This window comes from Burkholderia sp. BDU5 (assembly GCF_001522845.1).
Lineage (GTDB): Bacteria > Pseudomonadota > Gammaproteobacteria > Burkholderiales > Burkholderiaceae > Burkholderia > Burkholderia mayonis.
The window spans coordinates 44996-70723 of sequence record NZ_LOWC01000026.1 but is presented as its reverse complement, the minus strand read 5'-3'; the positions used below and the strand labels follow the sequence as shown (position 1 = coordinate 70723).

Sequence of the window (25728 nt, the reverse complement as noted above, 5' to 3'; positions counted from 1 at the left end):
AGAAAGCCATTGTGACGAAAAATGAAAGCGCACTGAAAGTGCCCGCCGCTTAACATCCGCGTCACTCGAACCAAACAAGACACGACTGGAGGAAGACATGCAGCACGCACCGGCCGCCATCGCCGCCATTCTTTTCGTCGCCGCAAGCACTGTCGGCGCACAGGTCCCGGCCGGCTATCCGGGCAACTACCAACGCGTGATCGACGCCGCGAAGCAGGAAGGCAAGCTCGTCGTCTACTCGACGACCGACACCGCGCTCGTGCGTCCGCTCATCAAGGATTTCGAAAGCCTGTATGGCGTGAAGATCGAATACAACGACATGAACAGCACCGAGCTTTACAACCGCTACGTCAGCGAAAGCGCCGCGAAAAGCACAAGCGCCGACGTACTGTGGAACTCGGCGATGGATCTGCAGGTGAAGCTCGTCAACGACGGGCTGATGGCTTCGTACGACTCGCCCGAGACGCCGCACGTGCCGCAATGGGCGCAGTACCAGAAGCAGGCGTACGGCACGACCTACGAACCGCTCGCGATCGTCTACAACAAGCGCCTGATTCCCGGGAACGACGTGCCGAAGACGCGCGCCGACCTGATCAAGCTGCTGCAGTCGCAGCCCGACAAGTTCAAGGGCAAGGTGACGACCTACGACATCGAGAAGTCCGGCGTCGGCTTCAACTACCTGACGCAGGACGCGCACGTGAACGACAAGGCGACGTGGGAGCTCGTGCGCGCGATCGGCGCGACGGGGCCGAAGCTGCAGTCGAGCACGGGCGCGATGATGGAGCGCATCTCGTCGGGCGAGAATCTCGTCGGCTACAACATCATCGGCTCGTATGCGTACGCGAAGGCGAAGAAGGACAAATCGATCGGCTATGTGTTTCCGACGGACTACACGCTCGTCGTGAGCCGCCTCGTGACGATCTCGAAGCAGGCGCGGCATCCGAACGCGGCGAAGCTGTGGGTCGACTACCTGCTGTCGAAGCGCGGCCAGACGCTGATCGCGAACCAGGCGAATCTCTACTCGATCCGCGCGGACGTAGCGGGCGAGACGTCGATGACGAGCCTCTCGAAGGATCTCGGCGATTCGCTGAAGCCGATCCAGATCGGCTCGGGCCTGCTCGTCTACCTCGATCAGTCGAAGCGCCTCGCGTTCCTCAAGCAGTGGCAGCAATCGATCAAGCGCTGAGCCCGCGCGCGTGACCGTGCGCGCGGCCCGCCGCCGCGCGAACGCCCCTTTTCGCATTCCTTCTCCATCGACGCGGCCCGCGGGCCGCAAGGGCGAACTCATGCTTACAACCAGCACCGGCCGACCGTCCGCGCCAGTTACGCACGCTCGCGGCGACGGCGCGCCGCCCGCGCCGGCGGCGGGCGGACTCTGGCCGCTCGCGGGCATGCTGCGCTGGATCGTCGTCGCAGTCCTGACGATCGCGGTCGCGCTGCCGATCGCGTTCATCGTGTTCCAGAGCCTGTTGTCCGCGCCGTTCTTCGACGCGAACCGCACGCTCGGCATCGAAGGCTTCCGCTTCATCTTCACCGATCCCGACTTCTGGTCGGCCGTGAAGAACTCGTTCATCGTCGCGGGCGGGATGCTGTTCATCTCGATTCCGCTCGGCGGCATCCTCGCGTTCCTGATGGTGCGCACCGACCTGCCCGGCCGCCGCTGGCTCGAGCCGCTCGTGCTCACGCCCGTGTTCGTGTCGCCGATGGTGCTCGCGTTCGGCTACGTCGTCGCGGCCGGTCCGGTCGGCTTCTATTCGGTGTGGTTCAAGGATCTGCTCGGCGTATCGAGCGTACCCTGGAACGTCTATTCGATCTTCGCGATCACGCTGATCGCCGGGCTGACGCACGTGCCGCACGTATACCTGTACGCATCGGCCGCGCTGCGCAACCTCGGCTCGGACGTCGAGGAAGCGGCGCGCGTAACGGGTGCGCGGCCATTCCGCGTCGCGCTCGACGTGAGCCTGCCGATGACGCTGCCCGCCCTGCTCTTCTCGGGCGTGCTCGTGTTCTTCCTCGGCTTCGAAGTGTTCGGGCTGCCGCTCGTGCTCGGCGACCCCGAAGGCCATCTCGTGCTCGCGACATACCTGTACAAGCTGACGAACAAGCTCGGCGTGCCGTCGTATCACCTGATGGCGGCCGTCGCCGTGTGCATCATCGCGATCACGTTCCCGCTCGTGCTGCTGCAGCGCCATCTGCTGAAATCGGCGAACCGTTACGTGACCGTCAAGGGCAAGGCCGGCCGCCCGACCGTGCTGCCGCTGCGCGCGTGGCGCTGGGTCGCGCTCGCGATCGTCGCCGTGTGGCTCGCGCTCACCGTGATCGTGCCGATCTCGGGCATCGTGCTGCGCGCGTTCGTGACGAACTGGGGCGAAGGCGTGGCGCTCGCCGAAGTGCTGACGGTCGCGAACTTCGTCGAGCTGTTCGAGCAGGACAACCTCGTGCGCGCGATCGTCAACACGCTCGGCATCGGCGTGATCGGCGGCGCGCTCGCGGTCGGCTTCTATTCGCTCGTCGCGTTCGCCGGCCACCGCCGCCACGACTGGGCCGCGCGCCTGCTCGACTACATCGTGCTGCTGCCGCGCGCGGTGCCGGGCCTCCTCGCCGGCCTCGCGTTCCTGTGGATCTTCCTGTTCGTGCCGGGCCTGCGCGAGTTGAAGAGCTCGATGTGGAGCATCTGGATCGCGTACACGGTCGTGTGGCTCGCCTATGGGATGCGCGTGATCCAGAGCGCGCTCCTGCAGGTCGGACCGGAGCTCGAGGAAGCGGGCCGCAGCGTCGGCGCGACGCGCGCGCGCGTGTCGCTCGACGTGACGCTGCCGCTCGTGCGCTTCGGCCTGCTCGCCGCGTGGCTGCTGATCTTCATGATCTTCGAGCGCGAATACTCGACGGCCGTCTATCTGCTGTCGCCCGGCACCGAGGTGATCGGCGCGCTGCTCGTGTCGCTTTGGGCGACGGGCGCGGTCGATCAGGTTGCCGCGCTGTCCGTCATCAACATCGCAATGGTCGGCGCGGGACTCGCCGTCGCGTTGCGCTTCGGAGTGAAACTGCATGGATAAGCTCATCGTCGACGATCTGCATCTGAGCTACGGCGCGAACCCGATCCTCAAGGGCGTGTCGTTCGAATTGAACGCGGGCGAGGTCGTGTGCCTGCTCGGCGCGTCGGGCAGCGGCAAGACGACGCTGCTGCGCGCGGTCGCCGGGCTCGAAACGCCGTCGTCCGGCCGCATCCGGCTGGACGAACGTACGTTCTTCGACGGCGCGCGCCACGTCGACCTGCCCGCCGAGGCGCGCTCGCTCGGCCTCGTGTTCCAGTCGTACGCGCTGTGGCCGCATCGGACCGTCGCCGACAACGTCGGCTACGGGCTCAAGCTGCGCCGCGTCGCGGCGGGCGAGATCGAGCGCCGCGTGCAGAGCGCGCTCGACCAGCTCGGCCTCGGCCAGCTCGCCGAACGCTATCCGCATCAGTTGTCGGGCGGCCAGCAGCAGCGCGTCGCGATCGCCCGCGCGCTCGTCTACAACCCGCCCGTGATCCTGCTCGACGAGCCGCTGTCGAACCTCGACGCGAAGCTGCGCGAAGAAGCGCGCGCGTGGCTGCGCGAGCTGATCGTGTCGCTCGGGCTGTCCGCGCTGTGCGTGACGCACGACCAGGCCGAGGCGATGGCGATGTCGGACCGCATCCTGCTGCTGCGCGACGGCCGCATCGAGCAGGAAGGCACGCCCGCCGAGTTGTACGGCGAGCCGCGCACGCTGTATACGGCCGAGTTCATGGGCAGCAACAACCGGATCGACGCGCGCGTCGACGCGGTCGAAGGCGAGCGCGTGACGCTCGAGGGCGACGGCTGGCGGCTCGCGGCGCTCGCGCGCGGCGCGCTGCGGCCAGGCCAGGACGCGCACGCGGTGATTCGCGTCGAGCGCGTGCAGGTCGCGGACGGCCCGGGCGACAACCGGCTGCCCGCCGAGCTCGTGACGTCGATGTATCTCGGCGACCGGTGGGAATACCTGTTCCATTGCGGCGAGTTGCGGCTGCGCGCATTCGGCTCGGTGCCGCGCGCGGCGGGCCGGCACTGGCTCGAGTTCCCGGCGAACGACTGCTGGGCGTTCGCGAAGGCGGGTTGACCGAGACCGGGCGCGGCCGGCGGCGGCGCATGCGTCGGACGACGTACTGCCTTTGGCGTGCGTGATGGCGAACGCGATGCGGACAGTGAACAGCGAGCCGTGTCGAGCGGCATGCACGCGGAATCGGCTGCATGCGAACGCCGCGACGAATCGCTCGACGCACGCGGCGCCGCCCATTGTTTCGGATCACCCAGCATGACGCCCTCTCCGGCCGCCTCGACGAAGTCCCCTGTAGCGCCCCTGTAGCGCCACGCGGCAACCCCGCGCCGACATCCGCCGGCGCACCCGGCGCGCGCACGCCGCTCGACAGCGGATGCGCACGCGCCACCTAAAACAACATCACTCAATCGGAGACACCGAAGATGAAAAAGCACCGCCGCATCGCCGGCAGAATGGCGATCACAGCCGGCATCGCCACGTGGGCGAGCCTTGCGGGCAGCCACGCGCTCGCGCAATCGAGCGTCACGCTGTACGGCATCATGGACGCGGGCGTCGAGTACGTGAACCACGCGGCGCCCGAAGGCGGCGGCGCGCTTCGTCTCAAGTCGGGCAACAAGAACACGTCGCGCTGGGGCTTGCGCGGCGTCGAGGATCTCGGCGGCGGCCTGAAGGCGGTGTTCCGGCTCGAAAGCGGGATCGATCTCGCGAACGGCGGCTTCGACGACGGCCCCGACTCGATCTTCGCGCGGCGCGCGACGGTGGGCCTCAGGGGCAAATGGGGCGAGTTGACGCTCGGCCGCAACTTCACCGTCACGTACGACTACATGCTGCCGTTCGATCCGATGGGCTACGCGCAGAACTACTCGTGGGCGACGTCGTCGACGGCGACGGGCGGCCGCAAGGACGGCCTCTTCACGCGTTCGTCGAACGCGGTGCGCTACGACGGCTCGTATGGCGCCTTCCGCTTCGGCGCGATGTACGGCTTCGGCAACGTGCCGGGCAGCATGAAGACGAGCTCGAAGTACGACTTCGCACTCGGCTACGAGAGCGGCCCGTTCGCCGCGGTCGTCACGTTCGACCGCCAGAACGGCGCACGCGACAGTGTGACGCCCGCCGACCCGGTCGACTACGTGCAGGGGATTCATGCGGGCGTCAGCTACGACTTCGGCCATCTGAAAACGATGGCGGGCTACCGCAACTACCGCCGCACATACCACATGACAGCGGCGACGCAACTGAGCGACATGTACTGGATCGGCGGCTCGTACGACTTCACGCCGGCGTTCTCGCTGATCGGCGCGGTCTATCACCAGAACGTCAAGGGCGGCGGCGACGCCGATCCGACGCTCGTGTCGCTGCGCGCGCAATACGCGCTGTCGAAGCGCACGGTGCTGTACGCGGCGGGCGGCTTCGCGATCGCGCAGCATGGGCGGAACGTGAGCCTGTCGCGCGATTCGGTCGGATATGCCGACACGCAGGTCGGCGTCACGGTGGGGATGCAACAGCGATTCTGATCGCCGACGCGCGATGACGCGCGATGACGCAGGGCGGCGCGCACCGCATCCGCGCGGCGGCGCGCCGTCACCCGGACGCATTCATCGTGAACACCGGGCGCACCCGGCTGTCCGCGTCGTCCCAATGCGCGTCGACGCGCGCGAGCGGCATCGTTTCGGTGTCGATCCGCAGTCCGGCGGCATCCGCCGCACCGAACACCGCGCGCGCCGCGTTCAACAGGCGCGGCAGCGAAATGCTGCCGATGCCGCTGCCCATCAGCGTGATCGCCGTGGCGCGCAGCACCGCGCCCGGCAGCAACACGTCGGCGCCGCCGATCGTGCCGATCTGCACGAAGCGCACCGGATGCCCATCGGGCGACGCCTTCGCCGCGGCAATCAACGCGGACCGCGCGCTCGCGCCCCACAGATAATCCAGCACGACATCCACGCCCGCGCGGAAATGTGTGTCGAACGCACGCGCCACCGGTTCGTCATCCTGCGCCAGCGAGATCGTGAAGTCGGCGCCCGCCGATTTCAGCGCTTCGAGCGCATCCGCATTTCGCCCTGTCGCGATCACCTTCGCCGCGCCGAGATGTTTGGCGATCCGCACCGCGAGCCGCCCCGACGCGCCGGTCGCGCCGTTGACGAGCACCGTCTCGCCCGCCACGAGCCGCGCGCGCTCGGTCAGCGCCGCCCATGACGACATGCCCGGAATCGCGATCGCGGCCGCCGTGACGTCGTCGAGCGAATCGGGCAACGGAACGCAGTTCGCTTCGGGCACGAGCGTGCGCTCCGCCATCGCGCCGAACGGCGCCTGCGGACCCAGGAAATAGACGCGCCGGCCGTCGTCGAGACGCCCGGTCCCGTCGACTCCTGCCACGAACGGGAAACGGCCCGTCGACGAATAGTGCGCGCCCGATGCGCGCGCCTGCGCGAGCCGGCTCAGCGCGGATGCGGCCACGTCGATCACGCGATGGCCGGCCGATGCGCGCGGCGGATCAAATTCGGCGTAGCTCGGGCGCTGGCCCGCGCCCTGGACGACAGCAGCTTTCATGAAGACTCCTTGCTCATCGAATTGCAACGGGATCGCGCGATCGCCGCGCGTGGCGACACGCGCGGCGCTGCATCGCGGATCTCGAGTGTGTCGAACGAATCGATCGCTTGCGGCGCGGACAGCGCACCGGCGACGCCGGCCGCCGCGCGCGCATTCGCGAGGCATGGGGCGACGGCGCTGCCGCCGATCGCCACGCGCCGGCTTCGAGTCGCTCGGTGTGTTCGGGGAAGATCGGTCCGGCTCGCATCGCACCGCACGCCGGATCGAACAAACGTGAACGCAGTGTAGGCGTGCATTCAAGGCCAGTCTCCGGTATAAAAGCCATTCGATACGGTATTCAGGCCATGGTCGATCCACTCCTTCCCGTCGAACTCGTGATGTCCTCCGACGGCCCGTTCGTCGCCGCCGCCGAATTGACGCAGCACGACGCGCGCACGACCGCGCCGCACAGCCACGCGCGCGGACAACTCGTCGGCACATCGAGCGGGCTCGTGTCGATCGGGCTCGACGACCAGGACTGGGTGGTTCCCGCGATCCACGCGATCTGGATTCCGCCGCACCGCGTGCATTCGCTGCGCTCGTTCGGCCCGTTTTCCGGCTGGAGCGTCTTCATCGCGGAACACCGGTGCGCATCCTTGCCGGACGCGCCGCGCGCGATCGTCGCGTCGCCGCTGCTGCGCGAGGCGGTTCGCCGCGCGGCGAGCTGGCGCGGCGCCGAGCTCGACTGCGCGCGCGCGCGGATCGCGGACGTGATACTGGATGAAATCGCGACGGCGAAAGCGGGATCGCTGGGGTTGCCGCGCCCGCGCGATCCGCGACTCGTGCGGATCACCGATGCGCTGGCCGGCGATCTGGCGGACAATCGCCGCGTCGACGAATGGGCAGCGTGGGCCGGCATGGCGCCGCGCACGCTGAGCCGCCGCTTCGTGGCCGAGACGGGGCTCACGCTCGCGCAGTGGCGTCAGCAGGCGCGCCTGCTGCGCGCGCTCGAACGGCTCGCGGACGGCGTGACGGTGACGACGGTCGCGCTCGATCTCGGCTACGACAACATCAGCGCGTTCATCGACATGTTCCGCCGGGCGCTCGGCACGACGCCTGGGCAGTATGTGAGCGCGGAGTCCGGCGAGCATCGGGAAGGCGCGCGGCGCGCGCGCCCCTCCGATTCGGGCGGGACGCGGAGTCAGTAAGTGCCGTCGCCCGCCCGGGCCGCGTCGTCGGCCGTCGACTTGAACTGCGCGGCGAGCCGCTCCGCGCTGCGCGCGAGCAGCGTCGTGTCGACACCGACCGCGACGAACGTCGCGCCGGCTTCGAGATAGCGCCGCGCGGCACGCGCATCCGCGCTGAGGATGCCCGCCGCCTTGCCCGCCGCAACGATCGATTCGATCGCGCGGTCGATTCCCGCCTGCACGTCCGGATGCGCGGGATCGCCGAGATGCCCGAGATCGGCCGCAAGATCGGCCGGCCCGATGAACACGCCGTCGACGCCTTCGACGCGCGCGATCGAATCGATCGCGTCGAGCCCCGCACGCGTCTCGACCTGCACGAGCACCGCGATCCGGTCGTTCGCCTGCCGCAGGTAATCGTCGACGCGATTCCAGCGCGACGCGCGCGCGAGCGCGCTGCCGACACCGCGGACGCCGTGCGGCGGATAGCGGCTCGCCGCGACGGCCGCGCGCGCCTCGTCCGCGCTCTGCACCATCGGCACGAGCAGCGTCTGCGCGCCGAGATCGAGCACCTGCTTGACGGCGACCGCGTCGTTCCACGGCACGCGCACGACGGGATGCGACGGATACGCGGCGATCGCCTGCAATTGCGCGAGGATCGTCGGCACGGTGTTCGGCGCGTGCTCGCCGTCGATCAGCAGCCAGTCGAAGCCCGCGCCCGCGACGACTTCGGCGCTATAGGGATTCGCGAGTCCGAGCCACAGCCCGATCTGCGCTTCGCCGCGCGCGAGCGCGGCCTTGAACGTGTTGTCAGGAATCCGCATCGTCGGCTGTCACTCGAAGTAGCAATGGATCGCGCCGAGCGGACCGTAATCGACGCTGAACGTATCGCCGCTCTTCGCCGCGCACGGCCGCGTGAACGATCCGCCGAGAATGATCTCGCCCGCGTCGAGCGACACGTCGAAGCGCGCGAGCCGGTTCGCGAGCCACGCGACGCCGTTCGCCGGATGGTTCAGCACGCCCGCCGCGACGCCCGTCTCCTCGACGACGCCGTTGCGCGACATGATCGCCGCAACCCAGCGCAGGTCGACGTCCATCGGCCGCACGGGGCGCCCGCCGAGCACGACGCCCGCGTTCGCCGCGTTGTCGGCGATCGTGTCGAACACCTTGCGCGGACGCTTCGTGTCCGGATCGATCGACTGGCTGCGCGCGTCGATGATCTCGAGCGCGGGCACGACGTAGTCGACCGCGTCATAGACGTCGAACACCGTGCAGTTCGGCCCCTTCAGCGGCTTGCCGAGCACGAACGCGAGCTCGACCTCGACGCGCGGCACGATGAAGCGGCGCGTCGGAATCGTCGCGCCGTCCTCGAAGAACATGTCGTCGAGGAGCGCGCCATAGTCGGGCTCGTCGATCTGCGAAGACGACTGCATCGCCTTCGACGTCAAGCCGATCTTGTGCCCTTTCAGCACGCGTCCTTCGGCGAGCTTCATGTCGACCCACGTGCGCTGGATCGCGTACGCGTCGTCGATCGTGATCTCCGGATAGTCGAGCGAGATCTGGCGAATCTGCCTGCGCTCGCGCTCGGCGACGTGCAGCCGGCGGGCGAGCAACTCGATGGTGGCGGAATCTAGCATGGTCGTCATTGTCGGGGTTGGAGTCACGCGCTGCGCTTGTAGCGCGCGTGGATGTTGTTGTGCTTGTACGAGCCTGTCTCGCTGAACTCGGTCAGCTCCATCGACAGCGCAAGGTAGCGCCGCGCGTAGAGCGCCGCGAAATGCGCCTTGATCGCGTCGAACAGCGCGTCGCACGCGGCCTTCTTCGTCGCCTCGTCACGCCCGGAGCCGATCTTGAGCGTCACGTGGACGAACGCGTCGTCGGCGGTGCCGTCGGCGACGCAGTAATCCTGCAGCTCGATCGCGCGCGAGCGGATGCCGCCTGTCGGGAATACGCCGCCCTGCGCGATCAGCGTCTCGTTGACCGTCTTGAGCAGCACGGGAATCCGCGCGTCGTCACGGATGTTCGCGGTGTATTCGACGATGATGTGAGGCATGTCGGCTCTCCGTATTCTTCAGGATTTCCTCAGGATTCCGTCGGCATCCGAAGTGAATCGGCGCGCGACGCGCACACGGCGCTCATGGCGCTCACGGCAGCGGAAAGATCGCGTTGATCTGCCCGGTGCCAGAACTCGCGAAGTAGTCGGTCACGATCTCGATCGGCTTGTCGTAGCGATCCCAGCCGAGCAGGCCGAGCAGCATCGCGGTGTCGTGCATGCCGCCTTCGCCGAAGCAGTGCTCGTTGTACTCGGGCAGCATCTTGCAGAACGTCGCGAAGTCGCCCTGCTTCCACAGCTCGACGACGCGCAGATCCACTTGCTTGAAGAACTCGCGGCTGATCATGTGGATCGCCGCTTCGGGGCTGCCGTTGTCGTTGAAGCGATGCGACAGCGAGCCGCTCGCGAAGAACGCGGCGTTCGAATCGCTCGCTTCGATCGCGTGCCTGAGCGCCTCGCCGAAGCGCCGGCTCTCGTCGAGCGAGTGCCACATGCACCAGCCCGCGATCGACACGACCTTGAAGTGCTGATCGGCGTTCATGTAGCGCATCGGCACGAGCGTGCCGTACTCGAGCTCGAGACTGTCGATCTCGTGCGCGCGCGTGCCGATCCCGCGCTCGTTCGCGGTCGCGGCGATCAGATGGCCGAGCGCCGGATTGCCCGGATATTCATAACGCATGTCGCGAATGAAATGCGGCAGCTCGTTGCTCGTGTAGACGCCCCCGAAATGCCCGTTGCAGTTCACGTGATAGCCGGCGTTGACGAGCCAGTGCGTGTCGGCGACGACGATCGTGTCGACGCCGAGCGCGCGGCAGCGCTCGCCGATCACCTGATGACCGCGGATCGCCTCGGCACGGCAGCCGTGATGCCTGCCCGGCAACTCGGACAGATACATCGACGGCACGTGCGTGATCTTCGCGGCGAGTGACAGCTTTCCCATCGTGAGTCTCCTGCCGCGTCGCCGGCCGACGGCGCCGGCGCGCGGCGTATCGTTCGTTGTCCGCGGACCTCACACGCCCCAGCGGGGAATGTGATGGCTGCCCATCGAGATGCAGACGTTCTTGATCTCGGCGAACACCTCGAAGCTGTATTCGCCGCCCTCGCGGCCGGTGCCGGATTCCTTCACGCCGCCGAACGGCTGGCGCAGATCACGCACGTTCTGGCTGTTGACGAACACCATCCCCGCCTCGATGCCGCGCGCGAGCCGATGCACCTTGCCGACGTCCTGCGTCCAGATGTACGACGCGAGGCCGTACGGCGTGTCGTTCGCGAGGCGCAGCCCGTCTTCCTCGCCGTCGAACGGAATCAGGCACGCGACCGGCCCGAAGATCTCTTCCTGCGCGATCCGCATCCGGTTGTCGACGTCGGCGAACACGGTCGGCCGCACGAAGTTGCCGTTCGCGAGATGCGCGGGCAGGTTCGCCGGCTTGTCCGGGCCGCCCGCGACGAGCCGCGCGCCTTCGTCGATGCCGAGCCGCACGTAGCCCGTTACCTTCTCCCAGTGCGCGCGCGTGATCATCGAGCCGACTTGCGTGTTCTCGTCGGCCGGATCGCCGACGATCAGGCTGTTCGCACGGCGCGCGAACTCGGCGACGAACCTGTCGTAGATCGTCCGCTGCACGAAGATCCGCGAGCCGGCCGTGCAGCGCTCGCCGTTGATCGAGAAGATCGTGAAGAGCGACGCGTCGAGCGCGCGGTCGAAATCGGCGTCGTCGAAAATCAGCACGGGCGACTTGCCGCCCAGCTCCATCGAATATTTCTTGAGGCCGGCGCGCTCCATGATCCGCTTGCCCGTCACCGTGCCGCCCGTGAACGACACCGCGCGCACGTCCGGATGCCGGACGAGCGCATCGCCCGCGGTCGCGCCGTAGCCCTGCACGACGTTCAGCACGCCGGCCGGAATGCCGGCTTCGAGCGCGAGGCGGCCGAGCTGGTCGGCCGTCAACGGCGAGAGCTCCGACATCTTCAGCACCGCGGTGTTGCCGAGCGCAAGGCACGGCGCGGTCTTCCACGTCGCGGTCATGAACGGCACGTTCCACGGCGACACGAGCGCGCACACGCCGACCGGCTGATACAGCGTGTAGTTCAGCATCTGGTCGTCGACCGGATAGCTGCGGCCGTTCATCTGCGTGCACACTTCGGCGAAGAAGTGGAAGTTCTCCGACGCGCGCGGGATCAGTTGCTTCTTCGTCTGCGAGATCGGCAGGCCGGTGTCCTGCGTCTCCAGTTCGGCGAGCGCCGGCACGTTGCGCTCGATCAGTTCGCCGAGCGTGCGCATCAGCTTCGCGCGCGCCTTCGCCGGCGTGTTCGCCCACTTCGGGAATGCTTCCTTCGCGGCGCGCACGGCCGCGTCGATTTCTTCCGCGCCGCCCGACGCGACCTCGGCGATCGGCTCGCCCGTCGCCGGGTTGAACGTCGTAAACGTCTCTCGGCTTTCGACCTCCCGGCCGCCGATCCAGTGCTTGATGCTCATGCGTCTCTCCTTGTGCGACGGCGTCAGCCGACGCGATAGTAATCCGCTTCGCCGACGATCGTGTTGACGAGCCGGCCGACGCCCTCGATCTCGGTCACGACCTCGTCGCCCGGCTTCGTGTCGGCGAGCCCTTCGGGCGTGCCGGTCAGGATCAGGTCGCCGGGCGCGAGCGTCATGAAGCCGCTGATGTACTCGATCAGCGACGCGACGTCGAAGATCATGTCGCGCGTGTTGCCGCGCTGCGTTTCCACGCCGTTGACCGTCGTGCGCAGCGCGAGATTCATCGGATCGCCGATCTCGTCTCGGGTCACGAGCCACGGCCCGAGCGGCGTGCACGTGTCGCGGTTCTTCACGCGCAGGTTCGGTCGGTAGTAATTTTCGAGATAATCGCGGATCGCGTAATCGTTGCCGATCGTGTAGCCGAGCACGTGGCCGAGCGCCTGCGCGCGCTTCACGTTGCGCGCCACGCGGCCGATCACGACCGCAAGCTCGCACTCGTAGTGCATGTGCGTCGCGTCGGCCGGCCGCACCGTCTGCGCGCGATGGCCGACGAACGTGTTCGGCCCCTTCAGGAAGATGAGCGGCTCGGTCGGCGCCTTGAACGCGAGCTCCTTCGCGTGATCGGCGTAGTTGAGGCCGAGCGCGAACGTCGTGCGCGGCGCGACGGGCGGCAGCCACGAGACGTCCGTCTCGGCGAGCACGCGCCCGGTATCGAGCCGCACGCGCCCCTCGCCCGCCGGCTCGGCCGCGTGCAGCGCGCCGTTGAACACTACGCGTGCAGTCTTCATCGTGCGTCCTCCGCCGTCAACGTATGCCGCAACACGCCGAGGCCCGGCGCCTCGATCTCGATCGCGCTGCCCGCCGCCGCGCGCGGCGCATTCGGGCCGACGCCGACGAGCAGCACGTCGCCCGCGTCGAACGACATGAACGCCGACACGTCGGCGATCAACTGCGCGACGGGGCGAATCAGATTCGCGGTGCTCGCCTCGTAGCGCCGCTCGCCGTCGACGCGCACGGTCACGGCGAGCGCATCCGGATCGCCGATGCTTGCGCGCGCAACGATCGCCGGCCCGAGCGGGCAGAAGCCGTCGCGGCACTTGAAGCGCACCGCCGGCCGATAATAATCGGGATGCGGGACCGACACGTCGCTTGCAAGCGTAAAACCTTTAACGAAATCGAACGCTTGTTCGACCGGCACGCGCGTCGTGCGCCGCGCGAACACGACGCCGACCGTCGCACCGATCTCGAGCGCATCGACGCCCGCCGGCACGACGACGGCCGCGCCGTCGCCCACGTGCGTGTTCGCAGGCTTCACGTACAGCACGGGCGCCTGCGGCGGCTTGTTGTACGGCGGCGCATGTACCGCGTCGCCGAGCGCCGCGAGCGCGCCGCGGTCGTTCAGCAACGCGCCGTAGACCGTACCGATGCGCACCGTTTCGACGGTTGCGCCATCGGCGACAAGGGACAGCTCCATACGATTCATCCTCCACCGCGTCGCGCGGCCGGGTCAATTACTTAACATATTAACTACGGCCCAGGAAAAGAACAACCGCGATAACCCTGATAACTTCGATAAGGCGGTCACCGACGATTTTCGCCCTGCTAAGATTGATGGATCAACCGTCATTCCAGGAACCTCATGAATCGTACGTTCGATCATCGCAATCTGGCCATGCTGCTGCTCGAGGCCCGCGAAACGCTGATGGGCCGGTTCCGGCCGATCCTGAAGGAATTTGCGCTGACGGAGCAGCAATGGCGGATCATTCGCGTGCTGGACGGCGAACCGTCTCATGAGCTCGAAGCCGGGCAGATCGCGCGGCGCTGCTGCATCCTGAGCCCGAGCCTCACGGGCGTGCTGGAGAGGATGGAGCGCGACGGCCTGATTCGCCGCACGCGCGCCCAGGAGGATCAGCGCAGGCTGATCGTCAGCCTGACGCCGCAGAGCCGTCAGCTCGTCACGCAGATCAGTCCGCGCATCGACGAGCAGTACCGGCTCATCGAGCAACGCTTCGGCGCGGACGCGCTGAGCGAAGTATACGAGGCGCTCGACAAGCTGATCGAAGTCGGCGGCTCGTGACGCGCGGCCGCCGCGCGCGCCGTCAGCGGACCGCTCGCGGCATCTGCGCGAGCACGTCGACGCCGCGCGACGTGCGCATGCACTCGTTCACGTAGTCGACGAACGGCAGCGGTTCGAAGTCGATCTCGTCGCGCACGCGCGCGTTGTCGAACACGTAGTCGAGTTCGGCGAAAGCCGCGTAAGACTGCAACGCCCGCTCGATCACGCGCGCACACGCGACGTCGCGGCGGCCGAGCACGTCGCGCGCGATCGACGGAAACTCGGCGGACGAGCAGAGCGCGTAGCGCGGCTCGTCGCCGAGGCCCACCGCCTCGTCCATCGCGCGGACGATCTGCGTGACGGTCGGCGCTTCGTCGCCCGCCGATACGTGATACGTGTCGTGCGCGAGCGACGGCTTCAGCGCGAGCAGCATCAGCGCGCGCGCGCAGTCGTCGACCGCGACCACGTCGATGCGCGTCATCGGCCGCGCGGTGAAGCGGCGCGCCGCGTGAACGATCCGGAACATCCAGAACGTGCTCGCCGACGGCTGCGTGCCGAGCAGCGTATGGCCGACGACGCACGACGGCCGCACGACGACGAGCGGCAGGCCGAGCGCGCGCAGTTGCGCTTCCGCGTCGCGCTTGCCGCGCGTGTACGGCACGAAGTCGACCTCGCGGCCGCACGTCGGCGCATCGTCCTCGCAAACCGTGCTGCGCCCTTTCATCCCGCACGCGAACGCCGCGCCGACGTGCACGAAACGCTGCAGCCGCCGGCTGCCCGCGAAACGGCGCGCGAAGCGCAGCGTCGCGTCGACGTTCGTCTCGTTGATGACCGGAGCGTCGGCGAGCGACGCGACGCCCGCGCAATGAATCACGTGCGACGCCGATGCGAGGCGCGCCGCATCGACGTCGGCGAACGCGCCGTCGAGCTCGCCCGCGATCACGTTCGCTTCGGTGAGCCGCTCCGCCCAGAACGGCGCGAGGCCGCTCCTGAGCGCCGCCGCGCGCAACCGCACGAGCGCGTGCGCGCGGTCGCACGCGCGCACGACGCACACGACGCGATCGAGCAGCCCGGCATTGACGAGCGATACGAGCACCGCGCCGCCGATGAAACCGGTCGCGCCGGTCAGCACGATCCGGTCGACGTGCGCTGCCGCGGCGGGCGCGCTCGCGGGCGACACGAGGTCCGCCCGCCAGGTCAGCGAGAGCGCAGTTTTCCAGATCAGCACGATGGCCACCTCCTTCTTCAGAATCAGAAACGATAAATCAACGACGACAGCCCGAAGTAGTTGGTCTTCTGCTGCACGATCGGGCTGTTCCCGTAACGGCCGGGCAGATGCGTGACGCCCGCCGTCGTGTTCACCGACCAGTGCTTCGAGAACGCGTAGGTCCACGCGACCGACGTCGACACGCTGTCGATGCCGCCCTTCGTCGAGTACGGCGCGAAGCGGGTCGCGGCCGCCTGCGCGTCGGTCACGCCATAGAATGTCTGCGTATAGCGGCCGGACGCCGCGTGCACCGAGCCCGTCACGACGACTTCGTGGCGCCCCGCGCTGAACACCGGCACCGCGAGGTCGACGTGCCCGGACACGCCGCGCGACGTATGCGTGACGGGCGTATCGACCGTCACGCTCAGCATGCTGCCGCCGTACAGCTTCACGCCCGCCCGCACCGCGACGAGCACCGAGCCCGGCACGCGCCCCATTCCCTTCAGGTAGTTCGAGCCCGGCAGATCGAAGCGGTTTTCGTCCGCGCGGCCCGGATCGTAGGTCACGGCAGCTGCGACGAACGCGTCGCCGGGCAGCTTCAGCTTGTAGCCGACGCCGTCGAGCGGACCGATGAAGAAGCCGTTGTCGAGCTTCGCGGAAAACAACGGCGCGACCACGCCGTGATACTGGTTGCTGCCCGCATAGCGCGGCACGAAGCCGCCGCCGATCGAGAGCGTATAGACGTTTTCCGCATGCGCGGCCGCGACCGACATCAAGCCGGCGAACGGCACGCAATAGCGAAGAGAGTGGATGGACGGGCTCACGATGTCGGGGGAAGAGTCGGGAAGTCCGCAGTCTAGGTTCGTGCGCCGCGCGAATCTGTCCCGAAAGTTTCGGGAATATGTGCGGATTTGTGTTCGATTGTCGGCGATTGTTGCAGCCGACCCCGACAAACGGCGCGCGCGGCTAGAATGCGCGTGCCCTGCCCGCGCCCACGCGCGCGCGCGGAACCATTCCGAGGAGACCATGAACGAAGTCCCGCTCAAATATCGGGTGCTGCTGATCGAAGACGACGACCGCCTCGCGCAGCTGATCCGCGAGTATCTCGACAGCTACGAATTCTCGGTGACGGTGATCCGGCGCGGCGATCTCGCCGTCGCGGCCGTGCGCGAGCACCAGCCCGCGCTCGTGATTCTGGACCTGATGCTGCCGCATCTCGACGGCATGGAAGTGTGCCGCCGGATCCGCGCGTTCTCGAACGTGCCGGTGCTGATCCTGACCGCGCGCTCGGACGTCTACGACCAGGTCGCCGGCCTGGAAACGGGCGCCGACGACTACGTGACGAAGCCGATCGAGCCGCGCGTGCTGGTCGCGCGCGCCCGCGCGCTGTTGCGCCGCACGCAGCCGGGCGCGCCCGTCGACACGCCGGCGAGCGAAGCGCTCGTGTTCGGCGAGCTGACGATCTCGCCGCCGAACCGCACGGTCACGTGGCGCGGCGAGCCCGTCGACCTGAAGACGGCCGAATTCAACCTGCTGCTGATCCTCGCGCGCGCGGCGGGCACCGTGCTGAGCCGCGACGACATCTTGAAGCAGTTGCGCGGCATCGAGTTCGACGGTCTCGACCGCTCGGTCGACTCGGGCATCTCGAAGCTGAGGCGCCGGTTCGAGGACGCATCGTCCGAGCCGCACAAGATCAAGACGATCTGGGGACGCGGCTATCTGTTCAGCCCTTCCGCGTGGGACGATTGAATGCTGCGCTCGCTCGTCAGGCTGTATCTCGTCGTGGTCATCTGCGCCGCGGCCGCGATCATCTTCATCAACACGTCGTTCGACCGGTTCTTCTACGCGCGCATCTCGAGCGCGGCGCGCGAGACGCTCGCCACCTACGCGTTCGTGCTGAACGATTATCTCGAGCGCCATCCGGGACCGGAGCGCAAGCACGCGCTGAGCGAGCTCGCGAAGCACGGTGACGAGGGCTTCGAGTTCATCTCGATGGACGACGCCCGCAAGCTGCTGAGCGCCGAGCAGCGCCGCGACCTCGATCGCGGCGAGATCGCGATCAGCTACGACGGCAAGAACTATTTCATGCCGCTCGTCGACGGCACCGTGCTGCACGCGCACCCGAACGAGCCGCCGAGCCTCGACATCCAGATCTCCGCGTACCTGACCGTCGCGCTCGCGACGCTGCTCGCCGTCGCGCTGTGGATCCACTACCACTGGCGCGATCTGCGCAAGCTGGAGGCGGCCGCGCGCGCATTCGGCGGCGGCCGGCTGTCGACGCGCGCACAACTATCGCGCAAGTCGAACATCTACGGGCTCTCGCAACAGTTCAACGACATGGCGCAGCGGATCGAAGCGTCGATCCAGCGGCAGCGCGAGATGATGCACGGGATCTCGCACGAGCTGAAGACGCCGCTCGCGCGGCTCGAGTTCGGCCTCGCGCTGCTCGCGTCGCCGGACGCGACCGGGCGCATGCATGAACGGCAGGAGGCGCTGCGCCGCGACGTGCGCGAGCTCGACGAGCTCGTCACCGAATTGCTGACGATCGGCCGGCTCGAGCAAGGCGAAGGACACCTCGTGCTGATGCCGGTGACGGTCGCGGAGCTGGTCGACAGCGTCGCGGGCAGCGTCGCGAACGACATCGCCGATCGCCGCCTCACGTTCGACGTATCGATTCACGGCGCGCCCGCGTGCCACGTGTGCGATGCGAAGCTCGTCGCACGCGCGCTGCTGAATCTGATCCGCAACGGGATGCGCTACGCGGAGACGACGATCTCGCTGCAGGCGGCGCCCGGCGAAGCGGGCGCGCTCGTGCTGACGGTCGACGACGACGGCCCCGGCATTCCGGCCGCCGATCGCGACCGCGTGTTCGAGCCGTTCCATCGGCTTGATTCGAGCCGCGACCGGCAGACAGGCGGCTTCGGGCTGGGGCTTACGATCGTGCGGCGCGTCGCGCTCGCGCACGGCGGCGACGTGCGGCTCGGCGACGCGCCGATCGGCGGCGCGCGCTTCGCGATCACGCTGCCGGCGCTCGAGGTGCCGGCTCGCGAGCAGATGGCGCGGGAGAGGGTGACTTGACGCAAGTCGACTGTGGCGGAGGCGGCGATTCGCCATGAATCGCGCCGGCCGCTTCGCGTAAGCAGCTAGCGATGCATCGGGTCGACGCGCGTCGCTTCCTCGAGACGCGCCGCATCCGCTTGGCGGCGCCGATTTGCCGTTCGCTTCGCCGTTCGCTCTGCCGTTCGATTCGCCTCTCGCTTTGCCGTTCGCTTCGCCGTTCGTATTGCCACCCGATTCCCCACTCGGTCTGCCGTTGAATCCGCGATCACGCGACGCCGCGTCGAACCATTCATCGACCGCGTCGCCGCCGAGCGACGACGCCGCCCCGCCGCTCCGCTCTCACTCCCCCGCCGCGACGCGCTCCGCGACCGCGTGCTCGCCGCCGACGCGATAGCGCGCGGCCGGATGCGGCGCGGCAAGCCGCGGCCCCGCGCGATGCAGTTTCTCGCGCAGCGTGCCCGGCGCGTAGTCGGTCTGATAGACGCCGCGCCGCTGCAGTTCCGGCACGACGAGCTCGACGACGTCGACGAACGTCTCCGGCGTCACCGCATACGCGAGATTGAAGCCGTCGACGCCGGTCTCGTCGACCCACGACTGCAGATCGTCGGCGATCTCGCGCGGATCGCCGACCGACACCGGCCCGAGTCCGCCGATGCCGCCCCACCGCGCGATTTCGCGCACGGTCCACTTGCGCGTCGGATCCGCGCTCGACAGCGCCTCGACCGCCGACTGAATCGCATTGCTCTCGACGTGCTCGAGCGGCGCGTCGAGGTCGTACTTCGACAGGTCGATCCCGGTCCAGCCGGACATCAGCGCGAGCGCGCCCTCGTCGCTCGCGTAGCGGCGATAGTCGGCATGCTTCGCGTGCGCGTCGGCCGACGTGCGGCCCGTGATCACCGTGTGCAGGTTGAAGATCAGCACGTCGCGCGGATCGCGGCCGAACTGCTTCACGCGCTCGCGGATGTCGGCGACGAACGCCTTCAGGATCGTCCGCGACGGCGCGGCGACGAAGATGCACTCCGCGTGCTGCGCAGCGAAGTCCTTGCCGCGCTTCGACGCGCCCGCCTGATAAAGGACCGGCGTGCGCTGCGGCGACGGCTCGCACAGATGGATGCCGGGCACGTCGTAATAGCGGCCGTGATGGCCGATCGGATGGACCTTCGACGGCTCGGCGAACACGTGGCGCGCGGCGTCGCGCACGATCGCGCCGTCCTCCCACGAGCCCTCCCACAGCTTGTAGCAGACGTCGAGATACTCGTCGGCGATCGCGTAGCGCTCGTCGTGGCTCGTCTGCTGCGGCAGTCCGAGGTTGCGCGCGGCGCTGTCGAGATACGACGTGACGACGTTCCAGCCGACGCGCCCGCCCGTCAGATGATCGAGCGTCGACATGCGCCGCGCGAACGGATACGGATGCTCGTACGACAGCGAGCACGTGATGCCGAAGCCGAGGTGCTGCGTCGCGGCCGCCATCGCGGACACGAGCAGGATCGGATCGTTGACGGGCACCTGCGCGCCCTGCCGGATCGCCGCTTCGCCGCTGCCCTGATAGACGTCATAGATGCCGAGCACGTCGGCGATGAAGAGGCCGTCGAACTTGCCGCGCTCGAGCAGTTGCGCGAGCTCGGTCCAGTAGCTCAGCTGGCGATAGCGCCACGACTCGTCGCGCGGATGCGCCCAGAGCCCCGGCGACTGATGGCCGACGCAGTTCATGTCGAAAGCGTTGAAACGGATCTGACGGGTCATGGTGGAGCGGTCTCTCGATTCGGTCGATGCGGGTCGGTGCTCGATGCGGGACGGTGCTCGATGCGGGACGGTGCTGGTCGGTGTTGATCGATGCGCGGTCCCGCGTCACAGCGCGCCGTGGCGCGGCGGCAGCGCGTCGTTCAGGTAGTAGTCGGCGATCGCGACGTATTTCCAGCGCACCGGATCGTGCAGCGTATGCGTGCGCGCGTTGCGCCAGTGGCGATCGAGCGCGTGCTCGGCGAGCGCGCCTTGCGTGCCCGCGAGTTCGAGCAGACGCGACGACGCCGCGAGCGCGATCTCGGTCGTCGCCGCGCGCGCCTTCGCGACCGCGATCGACGCGGCCGCGACCGTGCGCTCGTTCGCGTCGTCGATCGCCGCGTCGACGCGCAAGCCCGCGCGCTCGGTCAGCGCGCCGGCCGCGTCGAGATCCACCGCGAGCTTGCCGAAGATCTCGAGCGTGAGTGGATCGTCGCTCGCGCGCTCGACGCCGCTGTCGATCCACGGCCGCGCGCGCTCGCGCACGAAGCGGCGCGCGTCGGCGAACGCGGCGCGCGCGATGCCGAGATCGACGGCCGCATGCAGCAGCTGGCCGAACGGGCCGACGGGCGTCGGCTTCGCATCGAATGCATCGCTGTACGGCACGACCGCGGATGCGTCGACGTACACGTTGTCGAGCCGCGTCGTGCCGCTGCCCGTCGTGCGCTGGCCGAAGCCGTTCCAGTCGTCCTCGACGGTGAGACCCGGCGCATGTGCCGGCGTGAACGCGACGTGCAGCCGCTCGTTCGCGTCCTTCGCGACGACCGGAATCCAGTGCGCGAAGCGCGCGCCCGTCGAATAGAACTTCCGGCCGTTGAGCCGGAATCCCGCGCCGTCGGGCGTGATCGTCGTCCGATAGTCGCGCACGTGCTTCGTGCCGCGCTCGGACAGCGCGTTGCCGAAGCGCTCGCCCGCGAGCGCACGCTCGAAATAGAAACGCTGCTGATCGCGCGTGCCGTTCACGCGCAGCACTTCGAGCATGAAGAAATGGTTCTGCGGGATCTGGCCGATCGCGGGATCCGCCTCCGACACGATCGCGGTCACTTCCGCGAGCGTCGCGGCCGATACCGCCGCGCCGCCGAACGCGCGCGGCGCAGCGATGCCCCAGAGGCCCGTCGCCGAATAGGCGTCGAGCTCCGCATACGGCAGGCGGCGCTCGCGGTCGCGCGCGGCGGCGTCGGGCGCGACCGTCGCCGCGAACGTGCGGGCCGCGTCGATCGCTTCGGCGTCGTTCGAAATCCGCCGCGCCGCGCGCGCGGCGGACGATTGCGTGACGGCGTTCATCGGCTCAGTTCCACGCGTGGCGCGCGGGCGCGACGCCGTTCAGATAGTAGTTGCCGACGAGGTGGTACTTCCAGCGCACCGGATCGTGCAGCGTATGCGTGCGCGCGTTGCGCCAGTGGCGATCGAGGCCGTGCTCGGCGAGCGTCGCCTGCGTGCCGGCGAGCTCGAACAGCTTCTCGCTCGCGAGCAGCGCGATCTCGGTCGTCAGCACCTTCGCCTCGCCGACCGCAACCGATGCGCGCGCGACGTCGTCCTCGGCGATCTCGCTTTGCGCGGCGATCGCGTCGAGCGTGCGCGCCGCGCGCTCGAGCAGCGCATCGGCCGCGTGCAGTTGAATGAAGAGACGCCCGATCTCGCGAATCGTCAGCGGATCGTCGACCGCGCGCTCGACGCCGCTGTCGATCCACGGTCGCGAGCGCTCGCGCACGAAGCGCAGCGTATCGTCGAGCGCCGCGTGCGCGATGCCCGCATCGATCGCCGCCTGAATGATCTGCGACAGCGGACCGTTCAGCGTCGGCTGCTCCGATACGCGATGCGCGGGAAACACGTGCGACGCGGGCACGCGCACGTTGTCGAGCTTGACCGTGCCGCTCGCGGTCGTCCGCTGGCCGAAGCCCGACCAGTCGTCGATCACGGAAAGCCCCGGCGTGCCCTTCGGAATGTATGCGAGCCAGCCCTTGCGGTCATCGTCGATCCCGAGCACCGGCACGTAATGCGCGAACAGCGCGCCCGTCGAATAGAACTTCGTGCCGTCGACGCGATAGCCGTCGCCGTCGCGGATCACTTTCGTCTTCAGGTCGAGCACGTTTTTCGTGCCCTTTTCCGAGAAGCCGTTGCCGAAGCGCTTGCCCTTCAGGATCTCGCCGAAGAAGAAGCGCTTCTGTTCATCGGTGCCCGTGAGCGCGATCACGTCGACGAGGCCGAAATGGTTCTGCGGCAATTGGGCGAGCGACGGGTCCGCGGCCGCGACGATCTTCACGACCTCGGTCAGCGTCACGTGCGACACGCCCGCGCCGCCGTATGCGTTCGGCACCGTGATCGCCCACAGGCCCGATTGCGAGAACCAGTCGATTTCGTCGTATGGCAACCGGCGTTCGCGATCGCGCTCGGCAGCGCCTTGTGCGAGCCGCGCGGCGAGCGTGCGCGCGATGTCGAGCGCCTCGGCATCGCTCGCGATTGGATGCGCGTCTCGCGCGGACGCGTCGCGCGCGGGTTGGACTGTCGTCTCATAGATCGCGGACATGCGTGTCTCCGTTGAAGAACAAGGGACCAATCTATCAACGGGGCTCGCCGCGACCAACCGATCGATTCGGGAATCGTTATTCCGGGCCGCAGAAGATGCGCATCGCGCGCGCTGCATTGGCGGCATGCAGACCGAATGCAGGCGGCAAATCGACGCACCTACATGCGACGAGGTCGGATCATATATGACACGCGTTTGCATGCATCGCTCATGAAAACACCTGATTGCGCAGAAGAGTCCGCGCGCGCACGCTATGCTCACGTTTGTTCGCGCGCATCGTCCAACGCAGGACGATGTGACCCGCGTCAATCTTTTCGCAACGCTTCTTGCGTTCCGCGTCAATCCACCTAGACTGGGAAAGCTCACCGGCTAACCCTCGAAAGGAGACGAAGCATGCGCCTCACCATTCGAATCAATGGCAGCGATTCTTCTGCGCAGCAATTCGCGGTCCTGTGGCTCGACACCGAAGAGCATCTGTGGTCACGCGAAGCGCATCAGGGCATCGATCTGCCGACGTGGGGCAAAATGAAGGACGTTGAAGGCGCGATTGCGCTGTGCTCGGCCGACAGCGGCGAAGCGCTGTGCCGGCTGCAAGGGTTGTCGTTCTCGAACGTACAGCCGTCGTCCGAAGACGAAGAGCACGGCGCCGTGGATCTCGGCGGCAAGCGCCCGCAAGGCGCGTGGCGCTTGCAGGCGGTCGACTCGGAGTCGTTCCAGCCCGAGCATCAGGGCTTCACCGTCGTGCGCTGAACGCGGCGCGCGTCCGGCGACGCATCGCCGGGTGCCGCGCGGAACGATCGGCCACGCAATCGATTTTCGAATCGGAACGCCGATCGGAAATCGCCCTTCCAAACCACCACGACACATCACACGTCGAGAGCGGCGTTCGCGGACCAGGCGAACGCCGCTTTGCATTGATGGCGTGCATTTTAGAGGCTCGTGCCTGAGGCTCGAGTGCGCACATGCGCGGCCGTTCGCGACGCGCGCTTCGTCAAGCTTTCCTGAAGCGAGCGCCTGATTTTCTCGCAGTCCGCATCGCATCGTTCGAAGCGCACGTCGCGCGTACATGCATGCACGTGCGCATGCAATTCGCGACCGTGCGACACGATCCGATGCAATCCGACGCTTCACGCCCGTCATATCGCTTCGCTTATTCGATCGGCTCGACGAGATGCGAGCGATCGTATGGCGCATCGTACGGCTCGGGCCAGAACTCGACGATGCGCACGATCTTCCGATGCGCCACCGTGAAGAATGAAATCGCCCGCGCCCGCTGAACGCCGTCGGTCACCGACACATCGGACACGGCCTCGTGCGCGTCGCCGATCAAGCGGCCGACGGTGAACATCCACGATCCATGCGCCGGATACTCGCTATTCAGCAGCGCGAAGTTTCGGGCGCCGCGAATACGCTCGTTCGATTGCGGCCATTCGAGCACGAAGTCGTCCGCAAGCACGGCCGCGACCGCGTGAAAATCGTTCGTGCTCATCAAGCGCCAGAACTCGCGCGCCACGTCGACAGCCATTTCGATGTCCCTATTCATGTTCGTATCGTCGCGTCGCTCGCGCGCAGATGCGCGCATGACCATGCGGAACAAATGAGACGCACGTCCCTCGCCGCGCGACATGCCCCCCCAATCGAGACCGGCGTCTCGCGTTCGATCGGATGCGCGGCCCTCACATCATTCCTGCATGCCGATTCCGTTGCGCCGCCTCAGTTGCACGACGTCGCGCAACGGCGGCGCGCCGAACAGGCGGCTGTACTCGCGGCTAAATTGCGACGGGCTGTCGTACCCGACCCTGAGCGCGACCGAGCCGACGTCGGCGTGCTGACCGATCAGCAGCCGGCGCGCCTCGTGCAGCCGAAGCTGCTTCTGATACTGGAGCGGACTCAGCGTCGTCATGTGCTTGAAGTGATGATGCAGTGACGACACGCTCATGTTGACCTGCTGCGCGAGCGTCTCGACCCTGAGCGGCTCCGCGTAATGATTCCGGATCCATTCGATCGCGCGCGCGATTCGATACGTCTGGCTGCCCGCGACCGCGATGTGCCGCAGCCGCGCGCCCTGCCCGCCCGTCAGCAGCCGGTACAGCAGTTCCTTTTCGATCAACGGCGCGAGGATCGGGATGTCGTCTGGAGTATCGAGCAATCGCACGAGCCGCAACGCCGCGTCGAACAGCGGCGCGGACAGCGCGCCGACGACGATTCCCTCGCCCGTCGGCACCGCGTCCGGCGGCGGCATCCGCATCTCGGCCGCGAGCTCGGCGATCCGCTGCAGATCGAGCGCGATCTTCACGCACAGATACGGCGCATCGGCCGACGCACGCGTGACCTGCGACAGCATCGGCAAATCGACCGACGTGACGAGGCAGTGCTGATGGTCGTATTCGTACGCGTGGCCCGCGACCGTCACCCGCTTCGCGCCCTGCGCGGCGAACACGAACGCGGCGCGCGTGACGCTGCAGCCGAGGTCGGCGGGCGACGAGCAGCGGAAGAACGACAGCGCGGGAATCGCGCTCGGATACGCACCGTCGACGGGCGCGAAGCGGTCGATCAGCGCGGCAAGCTCACGGCGCGCGGCTTCGCGCGGCGCGAGCGGCGGCTGCGCATCGGATCGGGGGGACGCCGCGTGCGCGGCGGGCTCGAACGTGTTGTAGCGCTGTTCCATCGTCAATGAAAAAGCGTCAGTGGTCGTGATCGGAACAGGCACGCGCGCGGACGATGCAACCGCCGCGCGCGGCCCTCGGGGATTTGCAGGATTGTTCAATATTTTTGCAGGATTGTGTAAACACGACGGCGGTCCGTCC

At 67.8% G+C, this 25728-nt stretch carries 24 protein-coding genes; 9 read left to right on the top strand and 15 right to left on the bottom strand.

The annotated features are described in order from the left end of the window. The first annotated feature begins 97 nt into the window (after positions 1 to 97). The 4 genes from WS69_RS04715 (at position 98) to WS69_RS04700 (ending at position 5570) form a co-directional block, all read left to right on the top strand. Positions 98 to 1186 carry an ABC transporter substrate-binding protein gene (locus tag WS69_RS04715; protein WP_059469643.1) on the top strand — a complete coding sequence of 363 codons (1089 nt, stop codon included), beginning with the start codon at positions 98 to 100 and terminating at the stop codon, positions 1184 to 1186. Positions 1187 to 1286: 100 nt separating this feature from the next. Further along, the gene (locus WS69_RS04710) at positions 1287 to 3056 is read left to right on the top strand and encodes an ABC transporter permease (RefSeq protein WP_059469642.1); all 1770 of its coding nucleotides are present in this window, start codon (positions 1287 to 1289) and stop codon (positions 3054 to 3056) included. Further along, entirely contained in the window at positions 3049 to 4116 is a 1068-nt protein-coding gene (locus WS69_RS04705) for an ABC transporter ATP-binding protein (protein ID WP_059469641.1), read from the top strand. Before WS69_RS04710 ends, WS69_RS04705 begins: the two co-directional genes overlap by 8 nt. 362 nt (positions 4117 to 4478) lie before the next feature. Then, a complete protein-coding gene (locus WS69_RS04700) occupies positions 4479 to 5570 on the top strand; it encodes a porin (RefSeq protein ID WP_059469640.1) in 1092 nt (363 codons plus the stop codon). A gap of 67 nt (positions 5571 to 5637) precedes the next feature. Here the strand turns inward: WS69_RS04700 and WS69_RS04695 are convergent, their stop codons facing one another. Beyond that, positions 5638 to 6603 carry a quinone oxidoreductase family protein gene (locus WS69_RS04695; RefSeq protein WP_059469639.1) on the bottom strand — a complete coding sequence of 322 codons (966 nt, stop codon included), beginning with the start codon at positions 6601 to 6603 and terminating at the stop codon, positions 5638 to 5640. A gap of 344 nt (positions 6604 to 6947) precedes the next feature. Here WS69_RS04695 and WS69_RS04685 point away from each other — a divergent pair, with 344 nt between their 5' ends. Next, complete coding sequence (locus WS69_RS04685; RefSeq protein ID WP_059469637.1) at positions 6948 to 7790, top strand: AraC family transcriptional regulator; 843 nt, start codon at positions 6948 to 6950, stop codon at positions 7788 to 7790. On the opposite strand, the gene hpaI is transcribed toward WS69_RS04685, so the two are convergent. From hpaI to WS69_RS04650, 7 genes are all read right to left on the bottom strand, one after another. Continuing rightward, complete coding sequence (gene hpaI, locus WS69_RS04680; protein WP_059469636.1) at positions 7784 to 8590, bottom strand: 4-hydroxy-2-oxoheptanedioate aldolase; 807 nt, start codon at positions 8588 to 8590, stop codon at positions 7784 to 7786. The two genes, WS69_RS04685 and hpaI, sit on opposite strands and share 7 nt — an antisense overlap. A gap of 9 nt (positions 8591 to 8599) precedes the next feature. Next, positions 8600 to 9403, bottom strand: a complete 804-nt coding sequence (hpaH, locus tag WS69_RS04675; protein ID WP_059469718.1) for a 2-oxo-hept-4-ene-1,7-dioate hydratase — start codon at positions 9401 to 9403, stop codon at positions 8600 to 8602. Positions 9404 to 9426: 23 nt separating this feature from the next. Then, entirely contained in the window at positions 9427 to 9819 is a 393-nt protein-coding gene (locus tag WS69_RS04670) for a 5-carboxymethyl-2-hydroxymuconate Delta-isomerase (RefSeq protein ID WP_059469635.1), read from the bottom strand. Positions 9820 to 9910: 91 nt separating this feature from the next. Then, entirely contained in the window at positions 9911 to 10759 is an 849-nt protein-coding gene (gene hpaD / locus WS69_RS04665; protein ID WP_059469634.1) for a 3,4-dihydroxyphenylacetate 2,3-dioxygenase, read from the bottom strand. Between the two features lie 69 nt (positions 10760 to 10828). Continuing rightward, the gene (gene hpaE / locus WS69_RS04660; RefSeq protein ID WP_059469633.1) at positions 10829 to 12292 is read right to left on the bottom strand and encodes a 5-carboxymethyl-2-hydroxymuconate semialdehyde dehydrogenase; all 1464 of its coding nucleotides are present in this window, start codon (positions 12290 to 12292) and stop codon (positions 10829 to 10831) included. A 23-nt stretch (positions 12293 to 12315) separates the two neighbouring features. Then, the gene (locus WS69_RS04655; RefSeq protein WP_059469632.1) at positions 12316 to 13080 is read right to left on the bottom strand and encodes a fumarylacetoacetate hydrolase family protein; all 765 of its coding nucleotides are present in this window, start codon (positions 13078 to 13080) and stop codon (positions 12316 to 12318) included. After that, positions 13077 to 13766, bottom strand: coding sequence for a fumarylacetoacetate hydrolase family protein (locus tag WS69_RS04650; protein ID WP_059469631.1), 690 nt, complete (start codon positions 13764 to 13766; stop codon positions 13077 to 13079). Before WS69_RS04650 ends, WS69_RS04655 begins: the two co-directional genes overlap by 4 nt. Positions 13767 to 13931: 165 nt before the next feature. Between WS69_RS04650 and hpaR the strand changes: the two genes are divergently transcribed. After that, entirely contained in the window at positions 13932 to 14369 is a 438-nt protein-coding gene (gene hpaR / locus WS69_RS04645; protein ID WP_059469630.1) for a homoprotocatechuate degradation operon regulator HpaR, read from the top strand. 22 nt (positions 14370 to 14391) lie between these two features. Here hpaR and WS69_RS04640 read toward each other — a convergent pair whose 3' ends face one another. Both WS69_RS04640 and WS69_RS04635 read right to left on the bottom strand, forming a co-directional pair. Next, positions 14392 to 15576: an SDR family oxidoreductase gene (locus WS69_RS04640; protein WP_059469717.1), complete on the bottom strand. Its 1185-nt coding sequence runs from the start codon at positions 15574 to 15576 to the stop codon at positions 14392 to 14394. Between the two features lie 23 nt (positions 15577 to 15599). Further along, positions 15600 to 16346 (bottom strand): MipA/OmpV family protein, encoded by a 747-nt coding sequence (locus WS69_RS04635; RefSeq protein WP_059469629.1) that lies wholly within the window; start codon positions 16344 to 16346, stop codon positions 15600 to 15602. Between the two features lie 235 nt (positions 16347 to 16581). Between WS69_RS04635 and bprR the strand changes: the two genes are divergently transcribed. Beyond that, positions 16582 to 17304 carry a two-component system response regulator BprR gene (bprR, locus tag WS69_RS04630; protein ID WP_059469628.1) on the top strand — a complete coding sequence of 241 codons (723 nt, stop codon included), beginning with the start codon at positions 16582 to 16584 and terminating at the stop codon, positions 17302 to 17304. After that, positions 17305 to 18633 carry an ATP-binding protein gene (locus tag WS69_RS04625; protein WP_059469627.1) on the top strand — a complete coding sequence of 443 codons (1329 nt, stop codon included), beginning with the start codon at positions 17305 to 17307 and terminating at the stop codon, positions 18631 to 18633. Between the two features lie 321 nt (positions 18634 to 18954). Here the strand turns inward: WS69_RS04625 and WS69_RS04620 are convergent, their stop codons facing one another. From WS69_RS04620 to WS69_RS04610, 3 genes are all read right to left on the bottom strand, one after another. Then, complete coding sequence (locus WS69_RS04620) at positions 18955 to 20358, bottom strand: LLM class flavin-dependent oxidoreductase (protein WP_059469626.1); 1404 nt, start codon at positions 20356 to 20358, stop codon at positions 18955 to 18957. Positions 20359 to 20463: 105 nt separating this feature from the next. Next, a complete protein-coding gene (locus WS69_RS04615) occupies positions 20464 to 21678 on the bottom strand; it encodes an SfnB family sulfur acquisition oxidoreductase (protein WP_059469625.1) in 1215 nt (404 codons plus the stop codon). A 4-nt stretch (positions 21679 to 21682) separates the two neighbouring features. After that, on the bottom strand, positions 21683 to 22921 hold the full coding sequence (locus WS69_RS04610) for an SfnB family sulfur acquisition oxidoreductase (protein ID WP_059469624.1): 1239 nt from the start codon (positions 22919 to 22921) through the stop codon (positions 21683 to 21685). Positions 22922 to 23314: 393 nt separating this feature from the next. On the opposite strand from WS69_RS04610, the gene WS69_RS04605 reads away from it, so the two are divergent. Beyond that, positions 23315 to 23671 carry a DUF3564 family protein gene (locus tag WS69_RS04605; protein WP_059469623.1) on the top strand — a complete coding sequence of 119 codons (357 nt, stop codon included), beginning with the start codon at positions 23315 to 23317 and terminating at the stop codon, positions 23669 to 23671. Positions 23672 to 24071: 400 nt separating this feature from the next. Here WS69_RS04605 and WS69_RS04595 read toward each other — a convergent pair whose 3' ends face one another. Together WS69_RS04595 and WS69_RS04590 are read right to left on the bottom strand one after the other, a co-directional pair. Next, positions 24072 to 24503 carry a nuclear transport factor 2 family protein gene (locus WS69_RS04595; protein ID WP_059469716.1) on the bottom strand — a complete coding sequence of 144 codons (432 nt, stop codon included), beginning with the start codon at positions 24501 to 24503 and terminating at the stop codon, positions 24072 to 24074. Between the two features lie 99 nt (positions 24504 to 24602). Beyond that, a complete protein-coding gene (locus WS69_RS04590) occupies positions 24603 to 25589 on the bottom strand; it encodes an AraC family transcriptional regulator (protein WP_059469621.1) in 987 nt (328 codons plus the stop codon). Positions 25590 to 25728 lie beyond the last annotated feature (139 nt).